Consider the following 23,017-nt stretch of genomic DNA (forward strand, 5'->3'; position numbering starts at 1 on the left):
CCGCAGATCACTTGCGTTCTGTTTTTCACGTAACGGTACTAAATTCACCGCTCTCGCGGTTCATTAAGGACCGACGTGAAAAAAGGTCTGCTTCATAGAGATATTTGTAGCTGTTTTTATTTACCCTTTTTTCTGCATGTATTTTGTTCTTATAGTAAGATAATATCTTACATCATCCGCATAGGGATGCCACGTTCATTTAAATACTTCTTCAAATCTGATATTTCAAGCTCTTTGTAATGGAATAATGATGCCGCGAGTGCAGCTTCTGCTTTTCCTTCTGTCAATGCATCATAGAAATGTTCTTTGGTGCCTGCACCGCCAGAAGCAATAACCGGTACATTTACATTCTCTGCAATCGTTCTGGTAAGGTCGATATCGTAGCCGGCTTTCGTACCATCACAATCCATACTGGTAAGAAGGATTTCCCCTGCACCGAGTTCAACTGCTTTCATTGCCCATTCTACTGCATCGATACCGCAGTCAATTCTACCGCCATGTTTGAAGATATTCCACCCACCATCCGGACGTCTCTTGGCATCAATGGCAAGTACAACGCACTGGCTGCCGAATTTGTCGGCTGCTTCTGCAATCAGATTCGGATTATCGATTGCGGCTGAATTTACAGATACCTTATCTGCACCTTCACGAAGAATTGCCTTAAAATCATCTACTGTTCGGATTCCTCCGCCTACAGTAAACGGAATAAATATCGTCTCTGCCACACGTCTGACCATATCTACTACGATATTTCTCTGATCGGAGGATGCTGTGATATCTAAGAATACCAGCTCATCAGCGCCTGCTTTATCGTAAGCAGAAGCTACCTGAACCGGATCGCCTGCATCGATCAGATTTACAAAATTTATACCCTTAACAACACGTCCGTTTTTGACATCCAGACATGGAATAATTCTCTTTGTATGCATATGATCACGCCTCCAATTCTATAAAATTCTTCAGGATCTGAAGTCCAACGGTTGAACTTTTCTCCGGATGGAACTGGCAGGCAAATACATTGCCATGTTCGATCGAAGCATGGATATTCCTTGAGTAAAATGTGGATGCAGCTACATCTTCCTCATGATCTGCCTTCAGATAATACGAATGAACGAAATATACATATGGATGTTCCGGAAGTCCTTTAAATAACCTTGCTTTCGGATTGATATCAAGTGAGTTCCATCCGATCTGTGGAATCTTAAGTCCCGGTGCATCCGGAATCCGAAGGATCTGTCCATCTACGATTCCCAATCCTGTTACTCCCGGTGTCTCCTCGCTTGTCTTAAATAATAACTGAAGTCCAAGACAGATACCCAGAAATGGTTTTCCCGAATCAACGACATCATAAATAACATTTTTCAATCCATATTCATTGATTTTTCCCATTGCATCGCCAAAACTTCCAACACCCGGAAGAATAACTCCAGAGCTGTCCATAATGACATCCCTGTCTCTTGTAATTATGGCTTCTTCGCCAAGAAATTGTACGGCTTTTTCGACGCTTTTGATGTTACCTGCATCGTAATCAATAATCGCTATCATTTGTTTTTCCGTTTTAACCTTTCTCTATGTTTTCTTCCCTACAACCGCAGCTTTGTTCCTTTACTGCCACGTTTACATGCTTTGATTCGTGTAAACAGGACCTCTGTGTTATCTACAAAGAAGCTGTCCTTTGTGCTGCCGACTGCTACTTCTTCGATCTCGTCATCGTCGGTGATGTTCACCAGGCGGATGCAGCCTGCACCTTTTCCTTTGACCGGGATCTCGCTGATCTGGATTCTTGCATAGTAGCCAAGCATACTCTTTACAACGATGAAATCTTCCATCTCGGCATCATGGATAAAGATGATATCTTCTTCCTGCTTGGATGCCGCGATCATCTTACGAAGTACATCGTAGTTATTTCCCGGAACCAGCTTTGCCTGGCCATGCTTAGTCACAAATAACAGGTTCTTATCTATGATCTGCTCGATGCAGCACATATATAATATGTTTTCATTTCCATTCATATTGCAGAATTCAAAGATCTGAATACCCTTATCCGACAATCTGCCGATCAGACCGGAACCATTTCCCTTTTTACCGGTATTCTTCTTTGCCTGAAGCTTGATGATATCAGCAACCTTGATCATATACATCTGATTATTATCTGCAAATACACCGACACGTTCTGTGTTCTTACATTTGAATGAGAACCGGTAGTCTTTGTCGATCTGCGCTTTGTTTTTATCATAAAGATTGGCATCAACGACCTTGATATAATAGAAACGATCGAGAAGTACAGCAACCTCTGTCTCGACCGCCTGTGCATTCTTAACGACAACTTCGCCACAGTCTGCGATCATAGTCTTTCTTGGAATCGCATATTTCTCCTTAATCTCTAACATATCTGCGATCATCTGCTTCTTCATATTGCTCTTGCTTTCAAGCAGCTTTGAATACTTCTTGATCAGCTTCTCTGCATCTTCCAGTTCTTTCTTAAGGGCATTTACTTCCAGACCGATGAGCTTCTGTAAACGCATGGCAAGGATCGCATCTGCCTGTTTCTCGGTAAAGCATAAGAACTTTGCATCTGCCTCTGAACCTTTGAACCGGAATGTAATATTGGAGGTATCTCCATGCATCAGACATGCCTTTGCATCCGCTACCTTCTTACTTCCACGCAGAATCTCTATGATCAGGTCGATACAGTCAACCGCTGTAAGAAGACCGGTCTTGATCTCCCGTACTTCCATCTGATTTTCTAACAACTTCGTGTATTTGGTATTGTATAGTCCGTATTTGAAATCTGTATAGATTGACAGGATCCGCTTCAGTCCCATGACCTCCGGCTTGCCGTCATAAATACAGTTGATATTTACACCAAAGGTATCCTCAAGTCCTGCCTTTTTATATAAAATATTAATGATATTCCGGATTTCTTCATCTGTTGTACCCTTCTTTACATCGATACACAAACATTCTCCGTTCTTATCTCCACGGTCAGCGATATCTACAACGGCCGGTAATTCACGGTTTCTGGTAAGCTCTGCAACCGTATCCAAGAACTTCGCTGTTCCACCGATCATCGTAAATGGGATCTCGGTTACACAGATACTTTTTCTTCCATGACCGATATCACGGATCTCCACCTTACCTCTGACCTTGATCCTGCCAAGTCCTGTTTCATAGACCTGCATCAGATCTTCCTTGGATGCATTGATGATGCCGCCGGTTGCAAAATCCGGTCCTTTCATCACATCTAACAGATCCTCAAGCGGTACTTCCGGATCATTCAGATACATCACGGTTGCATCGATCACTTCTCCGAGATTATGTGTCGGAATATTGGTTGCCATACCAACTGCAATTCCGGTCGAACCACTGACTAGGATATTCGGAACCTGAAACGGAAGAAATGTAGGCTCTGTCTCTGTTCCGTCGAAGTTTGGAATAAACTGATCCTTAAAGAAAGACAGATCCTTCATGCAGACATCCTCGGTGTATTTGGATATTCTTGCCTCGGTATATCGCATTGCCGCTGCACCAGAGCCATCTACCGAACCGAAGTTACCATGCGGATCTACAAGCGGGATCGGAAGCTTCCAGTTCTGCGCCATATTTACAAGACCTTCATAAATTGAACTGTCTCCATGTGGGTGATATTTACCCATCGTATCACCGACGATTCTCGCACATTTACGATGTGGCTTATCTGAACCTGCCAGACCATTTAATGAATACAGGATACGACGCTGTACCGGCTTTAAACCGTCCCTGACATCAGGGAGCGCACGTTCTGTTATAACGCTCATGGAATAATCTACATAGGATTGTCCCATTTCACTTTCATAATCAACATTTAAGATTTTTTCAGACATAGATTTCCTCTTTCCTCTTAGATATCAAGCACTGCATCTGTACTGTGTGTCTCAATATATTCTCGTCTCGGTGCTACTTCTGTTCCCATCAACGTCTGTGTCAGCTTATTTGCTTCCACGATACTGTTGATCGATACCTGCTTTAACACACGGCTCTCCGGATTCATCGTTGTCTCATAGAGCTGGTCTGCATCCATTTCTCCAAGACCTTTGTAACGCTGGATCGTGAATTTACCGGTATGCTTCTTTCGATAACGGTTCAGTTCTTCATCTGAATACAGATACTGCATATGCTTGCCCTCGCCCACTCTGTAAAGCGGCGGGATTGCGATATAGATGTGACCCTCATTGATCAGATCCGGATAAAACCGATAGAAAAATGTCAGAAGCAATGTAGCGATATGCGCGCCATCGACATCGGCATCAGTCATAATGATGATCTTGTCATAGTTTAATTTATTAATATCAAAATCGTTGCCATAGCCCTGCATAAAGCCGCATCCAAATGCATTAATAAGTGCTTTGATCTCGGCATTCTCAAGAACCTTGGCTACTGTTTTCTTCTCTACGTTTAAGATCTTACCACGAAGTGGCAGGATCGCCTGATATTTACGGTTTCTGGCTGTTTTAGCAGAGCCGCCGGCAGAATCACCCTCGACTATGAAAATCTCGCATTTGGACGAATCATTGGATTCCTGCTTGGCAAGCTTTCCATTTCCTTCAAAGGAGAATTTATTCAGATTGATCTTGGATTTTTCCAGAGCCTTCTTCTTAGACAGGCTGACTGCCCGATCACAGATATCCTTTAAGACATCGTAATTACGGTCAAAATAAACGGTAAGCTGTTCTTTTACAATATCATCGACTGCCTTTGTAACGTCTGTATTCGACAGCTTCGTCTTCGTCTGCCCTTCAAACTGCGGATCCGGATGCTTTACAGATATGATCGCCTGCATACCGGAACGAATATCCGCACCACTTAAGTTCGCATCCTTTTCCTTTAATAACCCAAGCTCATTTCTTGCATACGAATTGATCAGCTTTGCAAATCCTGACTTAAAACCTGTTACATGTGTTCCGCCTTCCGGATTCGTGATATTATTTGTAAAACCGATGATGTTTTCTTCCCCATCCTCTGTCATAACGAATACGATATCAGCAGTTATATTCTCTTTCTCTCCACTGATCGCAATGATCGGTGAAGTATGTGTAAGTCCTTCCGATATATCCTCTACAAATGCGGACAGACCGCCCGGCTGATGGAATACGACCGGTTCCTTGCCGTCTCTCTTATTATGAAATGTGATCGTAAGCTCCGGATTCAGATATGCCGTTTCCTTGATTCTCTGCATGATCGCATCGGCTTTGAATTTTACTGTTTCAAAGATCGTATCATCCGGATATAGGGTTACCTTTGTTCCGGTTCGTTTCTCTTTTAACCGGGTACGCGGCAGATTTCCTTCCGGAGTCAGCTCCGTTACCGGAACGCCATACTCATAGCTGTCCGTGTAGAGATATCCGTCTCTTGCGACCTCAACCAGCAGCTTCTTTGATAATGCATTTACAACAGCAGAACCTACACCATGAAGACCACCACTGATCTTATATGTGGAGCTGTTGAACTTACCACCGGCATGCAGTACGGTATATACGACACGTTCTGCAGGTATTCCCTCTGTCTCATGTATATCAACAGGAACACCCCGTCCATCATCTGACACGGTCGCTGAACCGTCTTCATTGATACTGACATATATATTTTTACAATAACCTGCAAGGTGCTCATCCACGGAGTTATCGATCAGCTCCTGAATCAGATGGTTCAGACCGCTTCTTCCGGTGTTACCGATATACATACCCGGTCTGAGTCTTACAGGCTCCAGTCCCTTCAGCACCTCTATATTTTTTGCACTATACGACATAACATTTCCTCTCTATCCACATAATCATTGATTAGTATATTCTGTATTCCATTTTTTTGCAAAGAAATTATTCTGTTTCTTTCTTTTCAATACCGATTTTTTCTTCGATATCGTCTGTCTCCCCAATAATATCCAGATCAAAATAGAATACAACTCCATCTTTTACATTATACACACCATAACACTTCTTATGTGCCTGCATGGTAGCCGCGACAATGGACAGACCAATGCCGCTTCCGCCATATTCTCTGGTTCTTGCCTTATCTACCTTGTAGAACTTGATGAACAGCTTCTCCAGTTCGCCCTCCGGTACATTTGGTCCCTGATCATATACATAGACACGGAGATTTCCAAGGATCGATCCTTCTTCATATGTGGCTCCCGGTTTTTCATACATATATTTTTCTGTCCAGACACGGACTTCTTTCTCTTTATAGCAGTAATGGATCGCATTTGTCAGATAATTACGGAAGACTTCTTCGATCATGAATTCGTCCGCATAGACATTGATCGGATCTACATCATCATAAACGATCATAACCTGACTCTGCTCTGCAAGGATTGCAGACGAATCGATGGAATTATGGATCAGATCAACGATATTGAACATTTCCTTATTCACTCGGTTCTGCCCGAATTCTATCTCATTCAGATCAAGTAACTGCTTTACCAGCTTATTCATCTTGTTTGCTTCATCAACAATGACATCACAGTAAAAGTTCTTGCTTTCTTCATCATCATTGATATTATCCCGCAAGCCTTCTGCATAACCCTGTACCAGTGCGATCGGTGTCTTTAATTCATGTGATACATGTGACAGGAATTCCTTACGCATCTCGTCAATCTTGATCTTCTCATCAATTTCCACCTGAAGCTTCTGGTTTGTCTCCTTAAGCTCCGTCAGCGTCTTATTCAGCTTATACGACAGATCATTCATATAACAGGACAGCTCACCGATCTCATCATTAGACGGATGCTCGATCCTTGCATCAAAATCAAGAGTTGCCATTCGTTTTGCAACCCTGGTAAGCCGTTTGATCGGTCCGGCAAATATCTCACTGACAAAATACATCAGAATACAACTGATGATTGCTGTTGTAATCAGTACAGCCATAAAATATTTGATCGTTGTCTGGATCGTGGAATCCACTCTGGCAATTGTGGTACGCACGATAATAACAAATCCATTATCCAGAAATCCGAGCAGATCAAAATAACTCTGAGCTGTATCCTTATCCTTTGTGATCTGTATCTTATAATCCTTATGCTTCTCGACCTCTTCCCGTTCGATCTGAGAATTATTCGCATCTATACTGTCTGAGAACATCAGGAACTCACCGATACTTTTCAGATTGTTAAATACAGCCGTATCCTCATTTACCGTTGTATAGATCTTCATATGAACATCATCCACAATATAGATCATCGCATCGGATTTATTCTCGAGCAGGCTCTCCATGCTGTCAAGGTCATAGCTGCCATCTCTGTTCTTATTTGATGAATCTTTGAAAAAAGCATCACATTCCTGATAGGTCTGGATCAGATTATTTTTCAGTTCATTGTAGTAATATTTTTTAATGAAGATAACGGACAAAATGCCTGACAGCAGGATCATCACAGTAATGATCGCCATCAGACAAAGTGTTATCTTACTCCTTATCGACCTTTTTCTCATCATCCACCTCGAACTTATATCCCATGCCCCAGATCGTCTTGATATAGTCACCTTTATCCTGCAGCTTGCTTCTGAGCTTCTTTACATGGGTATCGATCGTTCTGGCATCTCCAAAATAATCATAATTCCATACATTATTCAGTATCTTCTCTCTGGATAATGCAACTCCTTTATTCACCATAAAATAATTCAACAGCTCAAATTCTTTATAACTGAGCTCGATCGGTTCTCCATCGATCGTTACGATATGGGCTGCAAGATCCATCGTGATACCGCCTGCTGAGATCACACTGTCAGCCGGTACATCACTGGTTCTTCTTAAGATTGCTTCTACTCTGGCAACCAGGATCTTCGGACTGAACGGCTTCGTGATATATTCATCAATACCAAGTTCAAATCCCAGAAGTTCATCTCTTTCATCTGACTTTGCAGTCAGCATGATGATCGGAACCTGTGAGAACTTCCGTATCTCCTTACAGGTCTCCCAGCCATCCATCTTCGGCATCATAACATCTAAAATGATCAGTCCGATGTCTTTATTATTCATAAAGATATCAACCGCTTCTTCACCGTCTCCTGCTTCCAGAACGATATATCCTTTCTTACTCAGGAAATCCTTGACCAACTTACGCATTCTGCTCTCATCGTCAACTACCAATATCTTTATACTATCCATATGCGACCTCCTGTTATTTCCATTTCTTGCTGTATTCTAACAAACATCTATGTCATAAATGTGAATTTCAATCGGGAAATTTACCTTTTTCTCTTTTTCTTCTCCACAACCGGGTGATTTGCTTCATATTTCGCATACAGATCCGGTCGCCGTTCTTTTGTCCGGCTGATCGACTGTTCCAGTCTCCATGCCTCTATATTCTTATGATGACCGGAAAGCAGCACATCCGGAACCTTCTTCCCCATGAATTCTACCGGTCTTGTATATTGTGGATATTCTAACAGATCGTCATGAAAGGATTCGATCTCCGCACTGTCATCATTGTTCAATACCCCAGGAACCAGTCTGGATACAGTATCAATGATTGCCATTGCCGGAAGCTCACCGCCGGTTAAGACAAAATCACCGATCGATACATAATCCGTTACGATCAGCTCCAGCACACGTTCATCGATACCCTCATAATGTCCGCATAAAAGCACCAGATCATCTTCAACGGCAAATTCTTCTGCCACCTTCTGTGTAAATGTCCGTCCCTGCGGTGTCATATATACAACCTTTAATTTCTTTCCTGTCTTTTCACACAAATACTGATAGGCATTATAAACCGGCTCCGCCTGCATCACCATTCCGGCTCCGCCGCCATACGGATAATCGTCTACATGCTTATGCTTATCCTTTGTAAAATCCCTGATATTCACTGCTTCAATATGGATCAGCCCTGCTTCCATCGCCCGGCCGGTAATACTGGTTCTAAGCCCGTCCATGATCATATCGGGGAATAATGTAAGAACATAAAAATTCATCATTCTCTCCATTCGTTCTAATCTTCTGCGATTTTCAGAAGATGTACCTTTACCGTTTTATTTACCGTATCAATATCTGTTACCCATTCCTTTACAACCGGAACGTAGATATCGTCCTGTCCTTTTTTCTTTATAACAAAGATATGATTCGCCGGCGTCTCCAGTACATCATCGATCACACCGATCTCTGTGTCATTCTGATCGTATACCTTTGATCCGATCACATCACAGATAAAGAACTCACCATCCTCTAAGGCTACGGCATCCTCTCTGTTTACAAGAATATCATACTGTCTTAAAGCTTCTACATCATTTATACTATCATACCCTGCAAACTTCAAAACTACCATGTTTTTTAAAAATTTACAGGATGTACATTCAGTTTCAATCTCTTTGCTGCCTGATACCAGAAAACACTTTTTCAGGCTTTTAAATCGATTCAGGTCATCCGTTGTCGGATATACTTTTACCTCTCCCTTGATACCATGCGGTGCTGTGATCACACCCACTCTCAGTCTGTCTTCCAAAATTATATCTTTCCTCCACTATAACTAAAAATGGGGGAGTTATGATAACTCCCCCAAAAAGATCTTTGTACTACTTAATATCTACAATTACCTTTTTGTCACCCTTTGAAGCAGCTGCTTTTACAACTGTACGGATGGATTTGGCAATTCTGCCTTGTTTTCCGATAACCTTGCCCATATCCTCTGGTGCAACAGTCAGTTCAACTTTAATTATATCGTCTTTCTCTGTCTCAGTAACAGATATTTGCTCTGGATGATCTACTAGGGATTTTGCAATGATTTCAACTAAATCTTTCATTTAAACACCTCCCTGGTGATATTATTTTTCAATACCTGCCTGCTTGAATAACTTAGCAACAGTCTCAGTTGGCTGAGCACCTGTCTGAAGCCACTTCTTAGCTGCTTCTTCATCGATCTTTACTACGCTTGGCTCCTGGTTAGGATCATATGTTCCAATCTCCTCGATGAATCTACCATCTCTTGGGGATCTTGAATCTGCAACGATTACTCTGTAAAAAGGATGCTTCTTATAACCCATTCTTCTTAATCTGATTTTTACTGCCATTTTGTTTGTTCCTCCTGAAATAAAATATAAAATATAAAAATTTATTTAAATCCAAACGGAAGCTTGAATCCACCGTGGCGTTTCTTGCCACCCATCATACCGGACATCTGCTTCATCATTTTCTTGGATTGTTCAAACTGCTTTAAGAAACGGTTGACTTCCGCGATCTGAACGCCCGCGCCGTCTGCAATACGTTTCTTTCTGGATGGTGAGATCGGATCCTTCAGACATCTCTCATTCGGTGTCATGGACTGAATGATCGCCTTCGGCTTCTTGCCTGCATCTTCATCGATCTGTACATTCTTCATCTGACTGGACATTCCGGGCATCATGGAGAGCAGGTCTCCGATTCCACCCATCTTCTCAAGCTGATCCATCTGTTCCATAAAATCATTGAAATCAAAGGATGCTTTCCGGAACTTCTGTTCCATCTCTTTCGCTTTCTCATCATCGATCGCATTCTGTGCTTTCTCGATCAGCGATTCCACATCACCCATTCCAAGAATACGGCTCGCCATACGGCTCGGATAAAATGGTTCCAGATCTGTCAGCTTCTCACCCATTCCTGCATACAGGATCGGCTTTCCGGTAACAGCCTTAATGGAAAGTGCCGCACCACCTCTGGTGTCACCATCTAACTTCGTTAGGATCACACCATCTATACCAATCTTATCGTTAAATGTCGTTGCAACATTGACAGCATCCTGTCCTGTCATCGCATCAACGGTAAGAACTGTATATGTAACATTGATATTTTCCTTGATCTCCGCAAGCTCATCCATCATATCTTCATCTACATGAAGTCGTCCGGCAGTATCGATAAATACCAGATTCATATGATTCTTTTCTGCATGCAGGATCGCAGCCTTGGCAATATCAAGCGGCTTATGATTATCTCCCATCGTAAAGACAGGCACGCCAACCTTTTCACCATTGATCTGCAGCTGCTTGATCGCAGCCGGTCTGTATACATCACAGGCAACTAACAATGGTTTCTTGCCTTTATTCTTAAACTGATATGCAAGTTTTGCAGCCGTTGTTGTCTTACCGGCACCCTGAAGACCGCACATCATAATGACTGTAATCTCATTTGACGGAAGTAATTTCAGCTCTGTTACATCAGAACCCATCAGCTTATCCATCTCTTCTTTTACAATCTTAATGACCATGTGTCCGGGATTCAAACCCTTAAGGACTTCTTCACCAACAGCTCTGTCACTTACAGCTTTGATAAATGATTTAACAACCTTGAAGTTTACATCGGCTTCCAGTAAAGCACGCTTTACTTCTTTCATTGCCTCTTTTACATCATCTTCTGTAAGAACACCCTTGCTTCTCAGTTTCTTGAAAACATTTTGAAGCTTGTCAGATAAACTGTCAAAAGCCATGAATATCTCCCTTCGTTCCTAACACTCATCTACTAAAACTCGTCCAGTATCCGATCCGATAACCGGTCGATTGCTTCTATCTTCAAATTCAGCCTGTCATCCTGATTCTCTTCCATCAGCTCCGAAATGCAGTCTTTCATCTTCTCGACCTGTTTTCTCGCTTTCATGAATTTATCAACAAGCTGTAACTTATCTTCATATTCTTCCAAGATCTTATCGCAGCGCTTGATCATGTCATAGACACCCTGTCTGCTGATCTGATTCATTCTGGCAATCTCGGAATAGGACATATCATTATTGACCACATCTTCATAAATTGCTTTCTGATGCTCCGTCAAAAGCTCTCCATAAAAATCATATAATAAAGACTGTCTGACTATTTTCTCCATACAATCACCGCCTGTAAAGTATTTTCCCTTTACCATGGGTTATTCTATACCATGCCTGCATCGTTGTCAAGTAAAATATCTTGACAAATTAATTTTTATCCGAATATCCTCTGTTTTGCCACTTCCATGTCTGCAAGCATCTGTGCTTTTAATTCTGAAACACCTGAAAATTTCTGCTCTCCGCGAATAAAGGATAACAATTCCACGACCAGCTTCTGTTCATAGATATCCTCATCAAAATCAAAGATATGCGTCTCGATCGTTACCCTGCGATCTGTATTCACCGTCGGATTGTCTCCGATATTCGTGATCCCATAACAGACCCTGCCGTCCTCCAGATGTATCCTTGATGCATAAACACCCGTCACCGGATAGATTTTCCCATGCTTTGGAAGCAGATTTGCCGTTGGAACCTGGATCGTCCTGCCAAGCTCTCTGCCATGCACTACATGACCGGACAGAAAATAAGGTCTGCCAAGGAAGGTTTCTGCTTCTTCCATTTTTCCCTCACTGATCAACATTCTGATATAAGTGGAACTTACAATAACATCATGGATCTTTTTCTTTTCTATCACGATCACCTGATAGCCGTATTCGCCGGCCATCTTCCGCAGAAGCTCTACATTCCCGCGTTTCTTTTTTCCGAATCCGTAATCGGTTCCTACGACTACATATCCGGCATGTAACCTTTTTACAAGGATATCCGTTACGAAAGCTTCCGGTTCCATCGATGCAAATGCATCATCAAACGGATACTCCACCAGTACATCGATTCCCATCTGTTCTGCAAGCATACATTTTTCTTCCGAGGTTATGATGCTTTGAAGCTTATCTACATCAAAGATCGAATTTTTACGAATATCAAAGGTAAATACGACTCCGGTATATCCATCCCTCTGTAAACGAAGCACCTCGTCAAGCAGCAGCTTGTGGCCCTGATGAAAACCGTCAAACTTGCCAAGTGCAACGACGGAACCTTTTTCTGTATTGATCTGTATATCTTTCTGATTAAAATAATGCTGCATTGTCTTCTATCCTATCATTTATCTGTCTCTGCATTCTTCGGGAACATCTTTACCGGCTGGCAGCTGCCCTTTTCCGTTTCATACCGGTATATCGCAGCAAAGCTGTCCGTTTCATCATAGACACGGATACCCGGAACATCTGTAACCGTTTCCGGACTCACAGCTTCCGCAAACTGGGACAGCTGAAGTTTGTTTCCATTTCTTAACAGCTTTCTTGCATATTCATCTGTACCGATATGAAGCTCCGGATATTCCGGCAGCAACAGCTCTTTCTTCATTACATATGATCCGATCGTTCCCTGATCTCTCGCCTGCTCGATCTCCGCAAGTGTCAGACTGTCTTCAGCCCTGAAATTCTTCACTTCAGTACGGACCAACTTCTCCATGACTGCTCCGCAACCAAGCTTTTCTCCGATATCCCGGCATAAGCTTCTAATATACGTTCCCTTGGAACAATGTACGGTAAATGTAACCCTTGGAAGCGACACATCTTCTATCTTTAATTCAAAGATCGTTACCTCTCTCGGGCTCCGCTCGATCTCAATTCCCTGTCTGGCATATTCATAGAGCTTTTTGCCGTTTACCTTGATAGCCGAATACATCGGCGGTATCTGGTCATAAGTACCGATAAAGCTGTTTACCGTTTCTATTACCGATGCTTCGTCCGGGATATCTGCTGTCTCTGTAAGGACTTTTCCTGTTACATCCTCTGTATCTGTTGTCTTTCCGAGCAGCATGACACAACGGTATGTCTTATCCTTATCGATCAGCATTTCGCTTAATTTTGTTGCCTGTCCAAGACACACCAAAAGCACACCTTCCGCCATCGGATCAAGTGTGCCTGTGTGACCGATCTTCTTCTGTTTTAAAATACCACGAAGCTTGGCTACTACATCAAATGATGTATAGCCCTGCTCCTTGTATACATTTAAAAAGCCGTCTAGCATAACTGTTCCTTAATCTCCTCTATCACGCCAGCAAGGATCTCTTTGATATCTCCCTTCATGCTGAAACCTGCAGCACGAACATGGCCACCACCGCCATGATTGCAGGATATCCTGCTTACATCAACGATATTATTCGACCGAAGTGAAATCTTGTATTCATCTTCTCCCGTCTGATAGATAAATACCGCCGTTTCCGTTCCCTCTGTGATCCGAAGCTGATCGACGATACCATCCGTATCGATCTTACCTGCACCACTTTTTCGGAAATCCTCTGCCTCAAGCACTGTGCTGATGATCCTGCCATCTGCATGCTGCTCTGCTTTTGTCAGAGCGATTCCAAGCAGCTTATTTGCGACAAATGTCTTCTTATAGAAGGTTTCATCTATAATAAATGACGGATTTGCACCCTTTTCGATCAGATCACCCGCTATACTCATCGCACTCTTTGTTGTATTGCTGTGTTTGAATACGCCTGTATCATGTACAATTCCCATATAGAGTGCTTCTGCAGCATTCTTATTAATCTTATCCTGTTCCACCAGCTTATAAAGTGCTTCTGCCGCGGAACACGCTTCTGCATCCACATAGCATACCTCACCAAATCCCGGATTGGAGATATGATGATCCACACACATTGTATGCTTCGCATGTTCAAAGATCGGAAGAAAATCTCCCTGTCTTTCCTTATCACCACAATCCACCGCAATACACAGATCATAGACCTGATCTGTCGGTGTATGACTGATCTTATCTGCATCATGTAAAAAGAGAAAATCCTTGGAGAATTCCTCCAGATAGATCTGTACCTGCTTATCATAATTGCTGATGATATAATTATATAATCCAACCGTTGAGCCTACACAGTCGCCATCCGGACGTACATGTCCGGTTATAGCGATCGTGTCTGCCTGCTCGATCATGGTAAGAAAATCATTCTTCATTTTCTGTATCATCCTCATCATCTTCGATGTCTTTTACAACATCATCAATCTTTTTGGACATTGTTACACCGTATTCGATCGACTGATCCATGATAAATGTGATCTCAGGTGTATTTCTGAGATTAATGGAATGTGCAAGTTCTCTTCTGATAAATCCCATTGCACTGTTCAGTCCCTCCAGTGTGGAGTTTACGGAATCCTGATCTCCAAGGACACTGATGTATGCCTTACAGTATTTCAGATCCGGTGTTACAACCGCCTCTACTACGGATGTCATCGGATTAATGCGAGGATCCTTGATCTCTCTGCTGATGATCCGTGAGAGTTCTCTCTGAACCTCTGCATTAATTCTTGTATTTTTTACACTGTTTTTTCTCATTATTTTCTTGGAACCTCTACCATCTGATATGCTTCAATCTGATCCTCTACCTGAATGTCATTAAAGTTCTCAAGAACAATACCACATTCAAATCCTGACTTAACTTCTTTCACATCATCCTTGAATCTCTTTAAGGAAGCCATCTTGCCTTCGTAGATCAGATTTCCTTCACGGGTTATTCTTACGCTGCAGTTCCGGTTGATGATACCATCTAATACATAAGAACCTGCGATCATACCGACACCGGAAGCCTTGTAGGTCTGTCTGATCTCTGCATGACCAATTACCTGTTCTTCAAAGATAGGATCTAACATACCCTTCATTGCAGACTCAATATCTTCAATTGCATTGTAGATGACTCTATATAAACGAACATCTACACCTTCTGTCTCTGCTGTCTCTTTTGCTCTTGCATCCGGCCGGATATTGAAACCGATTACGATCGCATTGGATGCGGATGCCAGAATGATATCTGACTCGTTGATCGCACCAACACCGGAATGGATACATTTTACTGCAACTTCATCATTTGAAAGCTTTAACAGACTCTGCTTAACAGCCTCTACAGAACCCTGTACATCAGCTTTGATAATGATGTTCAGTTCCTTGACATTACCTGCCTGGATCTGGCTGTACAGATCATCCAGTGACATTCTGGATTTCGTCTCAGCAAGCATCTTCACTCTGCTCTGCGAAATGTATGTCTCGGAAATCTGTCTTGCCTCCTTCTCATTATCAACCGCCATAAAGATCTCACCGGCTGATGGAACTGTATCCAGACCAAGGATCTGCACCGGAGTGGATGGAGTTGCTTCTGTTACACGGACACCCTTTGAATTGTGCATTGCACGAACCTTACCATGGGAAGATCCGACTGCAAGATAATCTCCTACATGAAGTGTACCCTTCTGCACTAACATAGTTGCAACAGGACCACGTCCCTTATCAAGCTCTGCTTCGATTACGATACCACGGGCATTTCTGTTTGGATTTGCCTTTAACTCAAGAACCTCTGCAGTTAACAGGATCATCTCAAGCAGATTATCCAGTCCTTCACCTGTATGTGCGGAAACCGGACAGAAGATCGTTGATCCGCCCCAGTCCTCAGGGATCAGTTCATATTCTGTAAGCTCCTGCTTTACACGCTCGATATTTGCACTTGGTTTATCGATCTTATTGATCGCAACGATGATCTCGATACCGGCTGCCTTTGCATGGTTAATAGCCTCTATCGTCTGTGGCATAACACCATCATCTGCTGCTACAACAAGGATAGCAATATCGGTAGACTGTGCGCCACGCATACGCATAGCTGTGAACGCCTCATGTCCAGGTGTATCTAAGAATGTGATCGTCTGTCCGTTGATCTCTACTACAGATGCACCAATCGCCTGTGTGATACCACCGGCCTCGGCTGATGTTACATTTGTCTTACGGATCGCATCAAGAAGGGATGTTTTACCATGGTCAACATGACCCATAACGCAGACAACAGGTGGTCTGGAAACCATATCCTTCTCATCTTCTTCATCCTCTTTTAAGAGCTCCTCGATCACATCAACTTTTTCTTCCTCTTCAGCAATACAATTATATTCCAACGCAATCTCTGCTGCTGCTTCAAAGTCTAACTCAGAGTTCACGTTATACATCTTACCTGCAAGGAAGAGCTTCTTGATCAACGCATTTACAGGCTCTTTGATAATGTCTGCAAGTTCTTTGATCGTTACAACCTCCGGAAGTGTGATCGTACGGATCGTTTCCTTATCCTCTGCCTGCTGCTGTGGCTGCTGTGGCTGATGATGCTTGTTTCTGACATTTTTAGCCAGTCTGCTGATATCTGCCTCAACCTCTTCCGGAGATCTTCTGTTGCCCTTACGAGGCTTATTCTTATCTCTGTTATAATTGTCTCTGTTCTGGCTCTTTAAATCTTTGCCCGGCATCTCTTTTGCTTCAAAATCCTTACGGGTATTTGCTTTTGGACTTCTTCTCTGATTGTTATTATTATCATCCTCGTCATCCTTGCCAAATCCCATCGGAGTATTGTTTCTGTTATTGTTGAACCGGTTGTTTCTGTTATCCGGTCTGTCACCGAACTTCGGCTTGTCAAAGCCACCCTGACGATCTCCATTGCCTGAAAATCTGCCACGATCCTGACCACCACGGCCATTGTTTGAGAATCTTCCTCTGTCCTGACCATTTCTGTCATTGTTAAATCTCGGTCTGTCAGAATTATTTCTGTCACCGGAATTATTGTATCTTGGTCTGTCATTGTTATTTCTGTCAGTGTTATTTCTGTCAGTGTTGTATCTTGGTCTGTCGGAATTGTTTCTGTCATTACCGTTTCTGTCATTATTATATCTCGATCTGTCAGAATTATTTCTATCACCATTTGTAAATCTTACACGGTCACCGTTATTTCTGTCATTGTTATATCTTGGTCTGTCATTTCCCTGCTTGTCGCCAAATCTTGTCTTATCAGAATTCATACGCTCACTATTGTTAAATCTTACTCTCTCATTATTTTGTCTGTCGGAATTATTTCTGTTTCTGTCATCTCTGACAAATCTCGTATGTCCCTCATCTTTACCCTGTTTCGGCTTATTCGCTTCCCCTGTAGCCGGTCGATCATTTCTTACAGCCGTTTTCTTAGGCTCTTCTTTTACAGAAATCTCTTTCTGAACCTTTTCCGGTGCTGTCTTTGCCGCCTTTACGTCCTCCGACTTCTTTTCCGGTACAGGCTTTGCTGCCGGCGCATCTGCTTTCTTTGTACCGGTTCCGCATGCCTTCTTAACGATATTGATCATATTCTCATCAACAGCCGACATATGGCTCTTGATCTCGATACCATTTTTGCCAAGGATTGCTTTGATTTCATTGTTGCTTATATTCAGCTCTTTTGCCAATTCGTGTACTCTCAGTTTCGTCAAAAGTTACACCTCCATATTTTCACTCAAACTCATGTATTTTATGATCTGTTTCGCAAATCCTTCATCTAAGATCGCGATCGACGTCCGGAATTCTTTTCCAACGAATTTTCCCAGACTGTCTTTGTCTCCAAATTCAAAATATGGAATCTCATAAAAATTACATTTTTGATCAAATAGTTTCTTTGTATTATGGGCTGCATCACATGCCACGATCACAGCACATGCGCTTCCGTTTTTTACGGCCTTTTCTACTGAAAAGTTTCCACTTACCAGCCTTCCGGCCTTTGCACATAAGGAAATCATGGAATAAATCTTCTTACTGTTCAATTGCCTCTAACTCCTTATCCAGTTTCTCATAAACCTCTTTTGGAATCTGCATCTTGAATGAGCGTTCCAGAGATTTACTCTTCATAGCTTTTTTCAGGCACTCTGCCTTACGGCATATATATGCCCCCCGTCCATTCATCTTGCCGGTCAGGTCGATCGCAAAATTATTCTCATTATCCTTCACGATACGGATGAGTTCTTTTTTCGGTATCATCTCATTACAACCAAGGCACTGTCTGAGCGGTATCTTCTTTGCCATAACATCACTTCCTATGCTTATATATTTATCTCCGTTCCAATCGGCATGGTACCCGGTCAGAACTTCATTTTATTCTTCGTCTTCTTTTACTTCTTCTGCATCCTGCTGCTCCAGAGATTCTTCATAAGAACCATCAACGATATCGTCAATATTGTCAAATGCTTCTTCCTGCTCCGGCTCTTCGTAGTCATCATTTTCTTCTGAGAAATATCCCATCTCTTCTGCCTGTGACTCACTCTTAATGTCGATCTTATATCCTGTCAGCTTTGCAGCAAGTCTTGCATTCTGACCTTTCTTACCGATTGCAAGTGATAACTGATAATCCGGTACAACGACAAATGCGCTCTTTTCATTCAGATCTACATCAACTGCAATAACCTCTGATGGACTTAATGCATTCTTGATGAAGATTGCCGGATTCTCATCCCAACAAATAATATCGATCTTCTCACCGTTCAGATCTTCTACTACGTTGTTAACACGGCTTCCATTTACACCTACACATGCACCTACCGGATCTACATTCTCATCATGAGAATAAACAGCGATCTTGGAACGGGAACCGGCCTCACGGCAGGAGCTCTTGATCTCTACTGTACCGTCTGCGATCTCGGTTACTTCCTTTTCAAATAAACGCTTTACCAGATCAGGATGTGTTCTGGATACTGTGATCTTAGGTCCTCTGGAGCCTTTCTTTACTTCTGTTACATATAATTTGATACGGTCACCTCTGTTATATACTTCGCCGGGAACCATCTCAGACTCTTTTAATATTGCTTCTGTCTTATCATCCAGACTGACATTGATGTTGTTTCCAACATATCTCTGAACGATACCTGTGATGATATCCTTCTCTTTTGTATAGAAGTGATCGTAGATCGCATCTCTTTCGCTCTCATTAATTGCCTGAACGATTACATTTCTTGCTCTCTGTGCTGCGATTCTTCCGAAATCCTTTGTTGTGATCTCGATGTTGATGATATCTCCGAGATCATATTTGGAATTCATCATCTTAGCTTTTTCCAGAGAAATCTGTGTCGCAGGTCTTTCAACCTCTTCTACAACCTCTTTCTTCGCATATACATGAAACTCACCGGTCTCACGATCCATAACAACATCGATATTCTCATCGGTATCAAAGTCCTTCTTGCAGGCCGCCTTTAAGGATCTTTCGATCGCATCCAGCAGAATATCCTTGCTGATGTTTTTCTCCTTTTCTAATTGATTTAATGCTTCGATAATTTCTGACACTTTTTTATCCTCCCGCTTCTTTTATTAATATACAAATGCAAGTCTTATCATCGATATATCTTTTCTTGCAATCTTCAGTTCTTTCTCATCTTCTGTCAAAATGGTAACTGTTTCTTCATCGTACGCTGTAAGTTCACCTTCAAAATCTTTACAGTTATCGATCTTGGTATATGTCTTGATCTCTACGATCTTGCCAATACTCCGTTTAAAGTCATTTTCCTTCTTTAATGGTCTTGTAAGCCCCGGAGAGCTGACCTCAAGAATATAGGCATCCTTAATGAAGTCATCTGCATCCAGCAGATCACTCATGGCTCTGTTCACGATCTCACAATCTCCGATCGTTATTCCACCTTCTTTATCTGCATAGATCCGCAGATAATAATCACTGCCTTCTTTTACATATTCCACATCAACCAATTCAAGGTTATTTGCTTCAATGATCGGCAGAACCATCTCTGTTGCTTTTGCTTCAATATCTGTTTTCTTCGTAGCAATACCACCTTTCTACAAAAACTAAGAGTGGGCCAAAACCCACTCTTAATAGTTACCATAATCTTACTAAAACAAGATTATAACACGTTATAAGGAAAATGCAAGTATTTTTTATCGCATACCCTTCGCTCTCAGCTCATCTTCCTTCGCATAACGATCCAGAATCTTATTTGCCTTTCGGTCATCGATCATATACTTATTGCTGGTTGCCTGTTTGATGATCTCATCCAGTGCCATTTCCCTTAAATAAGCATCCTTGATATTAATGGACGCAATCTCTCGGTATGCTCCCATCTTTCTGGTCAAGGTTCCATACTCATAAGGAATCAGCTTCTCGATCATATTACGGATCTCCTTTGCTACATTTGAACTGTAGCCTCCTGTTGTGACCCCTATCACCAAGTCTTCACGCATAACAATTCCGGGGAACAGGAAGCTGCTGACATCCTTGTTATCTGCTACATTGACCGGAATATTATGTTCGTTACAATACTTTCCGATCTTAGCATTTACATCATCCCTCTTAGTCGCTGCAATTACCATATCTGCCGTATCAAGCGCATCTAATGTCATATTCGACTCATGTACACTGATTCCTGGTACTGTCTTGATCTCATCGCAGATCCTCGGTGCGATAACTGCGATCTTACAGTCAAACTTTATCAGAGAGTTAATCTTTCGAAGTGCGGTCTTTCCTCCGCCAAGTACGATTACTTTTTTGTTTTCCAGATTGATAAACATTGGAAAATATGCCATAGTGAAACCTCCTGTCGCTTCTTTTCTTTTATATTACTTTTCAATAAATTCTTTTTTCATATACCTCATCATTATATACCATGCATAACACTTGTTTCTGTCGTTTAAATCTTCTAAACGATCATTACACCACGCATAACATACATTCTTTCCTGCTTCTGCATTGATAAAGTATTATTGGCATGAAATATGATTTTGTCTCATATAATAAACAGATTATAATTCAGGATTACTAAAATGGCAAATGGAAACAATAACGGAACATTAAAAATCAGGATCATCTCGGAACAGACTGCATATCCGGTAACCGGTGCGGTCGTTTCTGTCGCATCAACCGGAACTCCGGATGAAGTTATAGAGGAACGGCAAACAGACAGCGACGGTATCATCGATGGCATCACCCTTGAAACTCCTCCACTGGAATACAGCATGGAACCATCTGACAACCAGCCATATTCCGAATACAATCTGAAAATCAATGCACCCGGATTTGAACCACGTATCATCTCCGGTGTACAGATGTTTACCGACGAAAAGGGCATTCAGTCAGTTAAGCTGCGTGTTTCTGATACTGACCAATCGAGCTATAACCCAACGGTGATCGGTGCTCATACCCTCTGGGAAGAATATCCGCCAAAGATTGCTGAGGATGAGATTAAAACAGTTGCAGAGACAGGCGAGATCGTCTTAAGCCGTGTCGTGATTCCGGAAACCATCGTGGTACATGATGGAGCTCCTTCCGACCCAACTGCAATCGACTACTATGTACCTTACAAAGACTACATAAAGAATGTTGCATCAAATGAAATCTACTCCACATGGCCGGATGCTTCCCTTCGAGCCAACATCCTTGCAATTATGTCCTTCACCTTAAACCGTGTCTATACAGAATGGTATCGTGGAAAGGGATACGATTTTACGATCACATCTTCAACCGCTTACGATCAGAAATGGATCTATAACAAGACAATATATAAAAATATCTCCCGTATCGTTGATGAACAATTTGCCAATTATCTATCAAGGCCGGGTGTCACCCAACCGATCTTTACACAATACTGTGACGGGAAACGGGTCACCTGTCCAAACTGGATGACCCAATGGGGTTCCAAGTATCTTGCCGATCAGGGACTGTCTGCGATAGAGATCTTACGCTACTACTATGGCGATTCCATTTATATCAACTCTGCCGAAACCATTGCCGGTATTCCATCCTCTTATCCGGGATATGATCTGTCAATTGGCGCAACCGGTGACAAGGTTCGTCAGCTTCAGGAGCAGTTAAATCGTATCGCACAGAATTATCCATCCATACCAACTGTTGCCGCCGATGGCATCTATGGACCTGCCACTGCCGATGCCGTCAGACGCTTTCAACAGATCTTCGACCTGCCCGTTACCGGCATCACCGACTACTCCACCTGGTACAAAGTCTCCCAAATCTACGTTGGCGTCACCAAGATAGCCGAGAATATCTGATTTTCTGACGACAGAGACCCCTGCCATACCCTTTATTACGCAGAACACTTGCGTTCTATTTTTCACGTAACGGTACTAACCTCCTCACCTTCGGTGACTCGTTAAGGACCGACGTGAAAAAAGGTCTGCTCCATAAAGGTATGCAGTGGACTCTGTCTGTCTATAATAAGATATATTCTTCTTCGATACTTGATTCCACAGACAGATCAAAAATGCGTTGTTGCTTTTATATCATGGTATCTTGCTTTCATATCGTAAAAGATCGTATCTGGTTGTTCAGCAATCACTTTACCTTATAATTTAAAATGAGAACTGATATTACTATTATGAAGCAAGCCTGCCTGAGCGTTGGTACTTAGGCTGCGTCTTTTGCAGCCTTATGTACCACTACGTCGAAGGTAGAGCGAAAGCGTCTTGCGGAAT

The 23,017-nt window shown here is 42.3% G+C and carries 23 protein-coding genes; 1 reads left to right on the forward strand and 22 read right to left on the reverse strand.

Annotation, left to right across the window (positions count from 1 at the left end; translation table 11 throughout):
* Positions 1–167: 167 nt before the first annotated feature.
* The 22 genes from hisF to DXB77_RS05065 form a co-directional block, all read right to left on the reverse strand.
* A complete protein-coding gene (gene hisF / locus DXB77_RS04960; protein ID WP_118484078.1) occupies positions 168–929 on the reverse strand; it encodes an imidazole glycerol phosphate synthase subunit HisF in 762 nt (253 codons plus the stop codon).
* Between the two features lie 4 nt (positions 930–933).
* Positions 934–1,545 (reverse strand): imidazole glycerol phosphate synthase subunit HisH, encoded by a 612-nt coding sequence (gene hisH / locus DXB77_RS04965; RefSeq protein ID WP_118662758.1) that lies wholly within the window; start codon positions 1,543–1,545, stop codon positions 934–936.
* A 38-nt stretch (positions 1,546–1,583) separates the two neighbouring features.
* Positions 1,584–3,863, reverse strand: a complete 2,280-nt coding sequence (locus tag DXB77_RS04970; RefSeq protein ID WP_118662759.1) for a DNA topoisomerase (ATP-hydrolyzing) subunit A — start codon at positions 3,861–3,863, stop codon at positions 1,584–1,586.
* A gap of 17 nt (positions 3,864–3,880) precedes the next feature.
* Positions 3,881–5,785 carry a DNA gyrase subunit B gene (locus tag DXB77_RS04975; RefSeq protein ID WP_008401000.1) on the reverse strand — a complete coding sequence of 635 codons (1,905 nt, stop codon included), beginning with the start codon at positions 5,783–5,785 and terminating at the stop codon, positions 3,881–3,883.
* Positions 5,786–5,852: 67 nt separating this feature from the next.
* Entirely contained in the window at positions 5,853–7,460 is a 1,608-nt protein-coding gene (locus DXB77_RS04980) for a HAMP domain-containing sensor histidine kinase (protein ID WP_243100143.1), read from the reverse strand.
* The gene (locus tag DXB77_RS04985) at positions 7,435–8,136 is read right to left on the reverse strand and encodes a response regulator transcription factor (protein ID WP_118662761.1); all 702 of its coding nucleotides are present in this window, start codon (positions 8,134–8,136) and stop codon (positions 7,435–7,437) included. The genes DXB77_RS04980 and DXB77_RS04985 overlap by 26 nt, the downstream gene beginning before the upstream one ends.
* An 80-nt stretch (positions 8,137–8,216) precedes the next feature.
* Complete coding sequence (trmD, locus tag DXB77_RS04990; RefSeq protein WP_021943971.1) at positions 8,217–8,942, reverse strand: tRNA (guanosine(37)-N1)-methyltransferase TrmD; 726 nt, start codon at positions 8,940–8,942, stop codon at positions 8,217–8,219.
* A 17-nt stretch (positions 8,943–8,959) separates the two neighbouring features.
* Positions 8,960–9,469, reverse strand: a complete 510-nt coding sequence (gene rimM / locus DXB77_RS04995; protein ID WP_044945007.1) for a ribosome maturation factor RimM — start codon at positions 9,467–9,469, stop codon at positions 8,960–8,962.
* Between the two features lie 70 nt (positions 9,470–9,539).
* Positions 9,540–9,767 carry a KH domain-containing protein gene (locus DXB77_RS05000; protein WP_008401006.1) on the reverse strand — a complete coding sequence of 76 codons (228 nt, stop codon included), beginning with the start codon at positions 9,765–9,767 and terminating at the stop codon, positions 9,540–9,542.
* A 21-nt stretch (positions 9,768–9,788) separates the two neighbouring features.
* Complete coding sequence (gene rpsP, locus DXB77_RS05005; protein WP_021943973.1) at positions 9,789–10,034, reverse strand: 30S ribosomal protein S16; 246 nt, start codon at positions 10,032–10,034, stop codon at positions 9,789–9,791.
* A gap of 41 nt (positions 10,035–10,075) precedes the next feature.
* On the reverse strand, positions 10,076–11,422 hold the full coding sequence (gene ffh, locus DXB77_RS05010) for a signal recognition particle protein (RefSeq protein WP_008401009.1): 1,347 nt from the start codon (positions 11,420–11,422) through the stop codon (positions 10,076–10,078).
* Positions 11,423–11,454: 32 nt separating this feature from the next.
* Positions 11,455–11,811: a YlxM family DNA-binding protein gene (gene ylxM / locus DXB77_RS05015; protein WP_165853025.1), complete on the reverse strand. Its 357-nt coding sequence runs from the start codon at positions 11,809–11,811 to the stop codon at positions 11,455–11,457.
* 95 nt (positions 11,812–11,906) lie between these two features.
* Entirely contained in the window at positions 11,907–12,836 is a 930-nt protein-coding gene (locus tag DXB77_RS05020) for a bifunctional riboflavin kinase/FAD synthetase (RefSeq protein ID WP_117784784.1), read from the reverse strand.
* 14 nt (positions 12,837–12,850) lie between these two features.
* Positions 12,851–13,783, reverse strand: a complete 933-nt coding sequence (gene truB, locus DXB77_RS05025; protein ID WP_118662763.1) for a tRNA pseudouridine(55) synthase TruB — start codon at positions 13,781–13,783, stop codon at positions 12,851–12,853.
* On the reverse strand, positions 13,777–14,724 hold the full coding sequence (locus tag DXB77_RS05030; protein WP_243100144.1) for a bifunctional oligoribonuclease/PAP phosphatase NrnA: 948 nt from the start codon (positions 14,722–14,724) through the stop codon (positions 13,777–13,779). The genes truB and DXB77_RS05030 overlap by 7 nt, the downstream gene beginning before the upstream one ends.
* On the reverse strand, positions 14,714–15,103 hold the full coding sequence (gene rbfA, locus DXB77_RS05035) for a 30S ribosome-binding factor RbfA (protein ID WP_008401014.1): 390 nt from the start codon (positions 15,101–15,103) through the stop codon (positions 14,714–14,716). The genes DXB77_RS05030 and rbfA overlap by 11 nt, the downstream gene beginning before the upstream one ends.
* Positions 15,103–18,030, reverse strand: a complete 2,928-nt coding sequence (infB, locus tag DXB77_RS05040) for a translation initiation factor IF-2 (RefSeq protein ID WP_118662765.1) — start codon at positions 18,028–18,030, stop codon at positions 15,103–15,105. Before infB ends, rbfA begins: the two co-directional genes overlap by 1 nt.
* A gap of 3 nt (positions 18,031–18,033) precedes the next feature.
* On the reverse strand, positions 18,034–18,357 hold the full coding sequence (locus tag DXB77_RS05045) for a ribosomal L7Ae/L30e/S12e/Gadd45 family protein (protein WP_021943979.1): 324 nt from the start codon (positions 18,355–18,357) through the stop codon (positions 18,034–18,036).
* Positions 18,347–18,616 carry a YlxR family protein gene (locus DXB77_RS05050; protein ID WP_008401017.1) on the reverse strand — a complete coding sequence of 90 codons (270 nt, stop codon included), beginning with the start codon at positions 18,614–18,616 and terminating at the stop codon, positions 18,347–18,349. Before DXB77_RS05050 ends, DXB77_RS05045 begins: the two co-directional genes overlap by 11 nt.
* Positions 18,617–18,685: 69 nt before the next feature.
* Positions 18,686–19,867, reverse strand: a complete 1,182-nt coding sequence (nusA, locus tag DXB77_RS05055) for a transcription termination factor NusA (RefSeq protein WP_021943980.1) — start codon at positions 19,865–19,867, stop codon at positions 18,686–18,688.
* Between the two features lie 24 nt (positions 19,868–19,891).
* Positions 19,892–20,362, reverse strand: coding sequence for a ribosome maturation factor RimP (gene rimP, locus DXB77_RS05060; RefSeq protein ID WP_226801019.1), 471 nt, complete (start codon positions 20,360–20,362; stop codon positions 19,892–19,894).
* A gap of 108 nt (positions 20,363–20,470) precedes the next feature.
* Positions 20,471–21,115, reverse strand: coding sequence for a bifunctional precorrin-2 dehydrogenase/sirohydrochlorin ferrochelatase (locus tag DXB77_RS05065; RefSeq protein ID WP_118484087.1), 645 nt, complete (start codon positions 21,113–21,115; stop codon positions 20,471–20,473).
* A gap of 237 nt (positions 21,116–21,352) precedes the next feature.
* Between DXB77_RS05065 and DXB77_RS05070 the strand changes: the two genes are divergently transcribed.
* Positions 21,353–22,594 carry a peptidoglycan-binding domain-containing protein gene (locus tag DXB77_RS05070; protein ID WP_117807492.1) on the forward strand — a complete coding sequence of 414 codons (1,242 nt, stop codon included), beginning with the start codon at positions 21,353–21,355 and terminating at the stop codon, positions 22,592–22,594.
* The last annotated feature ends 423 nt before the right edge of the window (positions 22,595–23,017 follow it).

This window comes from Clostridium sp. OM05-9, from assembly GCF_003481465.1.
GTDB classification, from domain to species: Bacteria; Bacillota; Clostridia; order Lachnospirales; family Lachnospiraceae; genus Coprococcus; species Coprococcus ammoniilyticus.

Bases quoted from the DNA above. Each gene is read 5' to 3' on its own strand.
- hisF (WP_118484078.1), bottom strand. From the start codon at position 929: ATGCATACAAAGAGAATTATTCCATGTCTGGATGTCAAAAACGGACGT.
- hisH (WP_118662758.1), bottom strand. From the start codon at position 1,545: ATGATAGCGATTATTGATTACGATGCAGGTAACATCAAAAGCGTCGAA.
- DXB77_RS04970 (WP_118662759.1), bottom strand. From the start codon at position 3,863: ATGTCTGAAAAAATCTTAAATGTTGATTATGAAAGTGAAATGGGACAA.
- DXB77_RS04975 (WP_008401000.1), bottom strand. From the start codon at position 5,785: ATGTCGTATAGTGCAAAAAATATAGAGGTGCTGAAGGGACTGGAGCCT.
- DXB77_RS04980 (WP_243100143.1), bottom strand. From the start codon at position 7,460: ATGAGAAAAAGGTCGATAAGGAGTAAGATAACACTTTGTCTGATGGCG.
- DXB77_RS04985 (WP_118662761.1), bottom strand. From the start codon at position 8,136: ATGGATAGTATAAAGATATTGGTAGTTGACGATGAGAGCAGAATGCGT.
- trmD (WP_021943971.1), bottom strand. From the start codon at position 8,942: ATGAATTTTTATGTTCTTACATTATTCCCCGATATGATCATGGACGGG.
- DXB77_RS05000 (WP_008401006.1), bottom strand. From the start codon at position 9,767: ATGAAAGATTTAGTTGAAATCATTGCAAAATCCCTAGTAGATCATCCA.
- rpsP (WP_021943973.1), bottom strand. From the start codon at position 10,034: ATGGCAGTAAAAATCAGATTAAGAAGAATGGGTTATAAGAAGCATCCT.
- ffh (WP_008401009.1), bottom strand. From the start codon at position 11,422: ATGGCTTTTGACAGTTTATCTGACAAGCTTCAAAATGTTTTCAAGAAA.
- ylxM (WP_165853025.1), bottom strand. From the start codon at position 11,811: ATGGAGAAAATAGTCAGACAGTCTTTATTATATGATTTTTATGGAGAG.
- DXB77_RS05020 (WP_117784784.1), bottom strand. From the start codon at position 12,836: ATGCAGCATTATTTTAATCAGAAAGATATACAGATCAATACAGAAAAA.
- truB (WP_118662763.1), bottom strand. From the start codon at position 13,783: ATGCTAGACGGCTTTTTAAATGTATACAAGGAGCAGGGCTATACATCA.
- DXB77_RS05030 (WP_243100144.1), bottom strand. From the start codon at position 14,724: ATGAAGAATGATTTTCTTACCATGATCGAGCAGGCAGACACGATCGCT.
- rbfA (WP_008401014.1), bottom strand. From the start codon at position 15,103: ATGAGAAAAAACAGTGTAAAAAATACAAGAATTAATGCAGAGGTTCAG.
- DXB77_RS05050 (WP_008401017.1), bottom strand. From the start codon at position 18,616: ATGGCAAAGAAGATACCGCTCAGACAGTGCCTTGGTTGTAATGAGATG.
- DXB77_RS05065 (WP_118484087.1), bottom strand. From the start codon at position 21,115: ATGGCATATTTTCCAATGTTTATCAATCTGGAAAACAAAAAAGTAATC.
- DXB77_RS05070 (WP_117807492.1), top strand. From the start codon at position 21,353: ATGGCAAATGGAAACAATAACGGAACATTAAAAATCAGGATCATCTCG.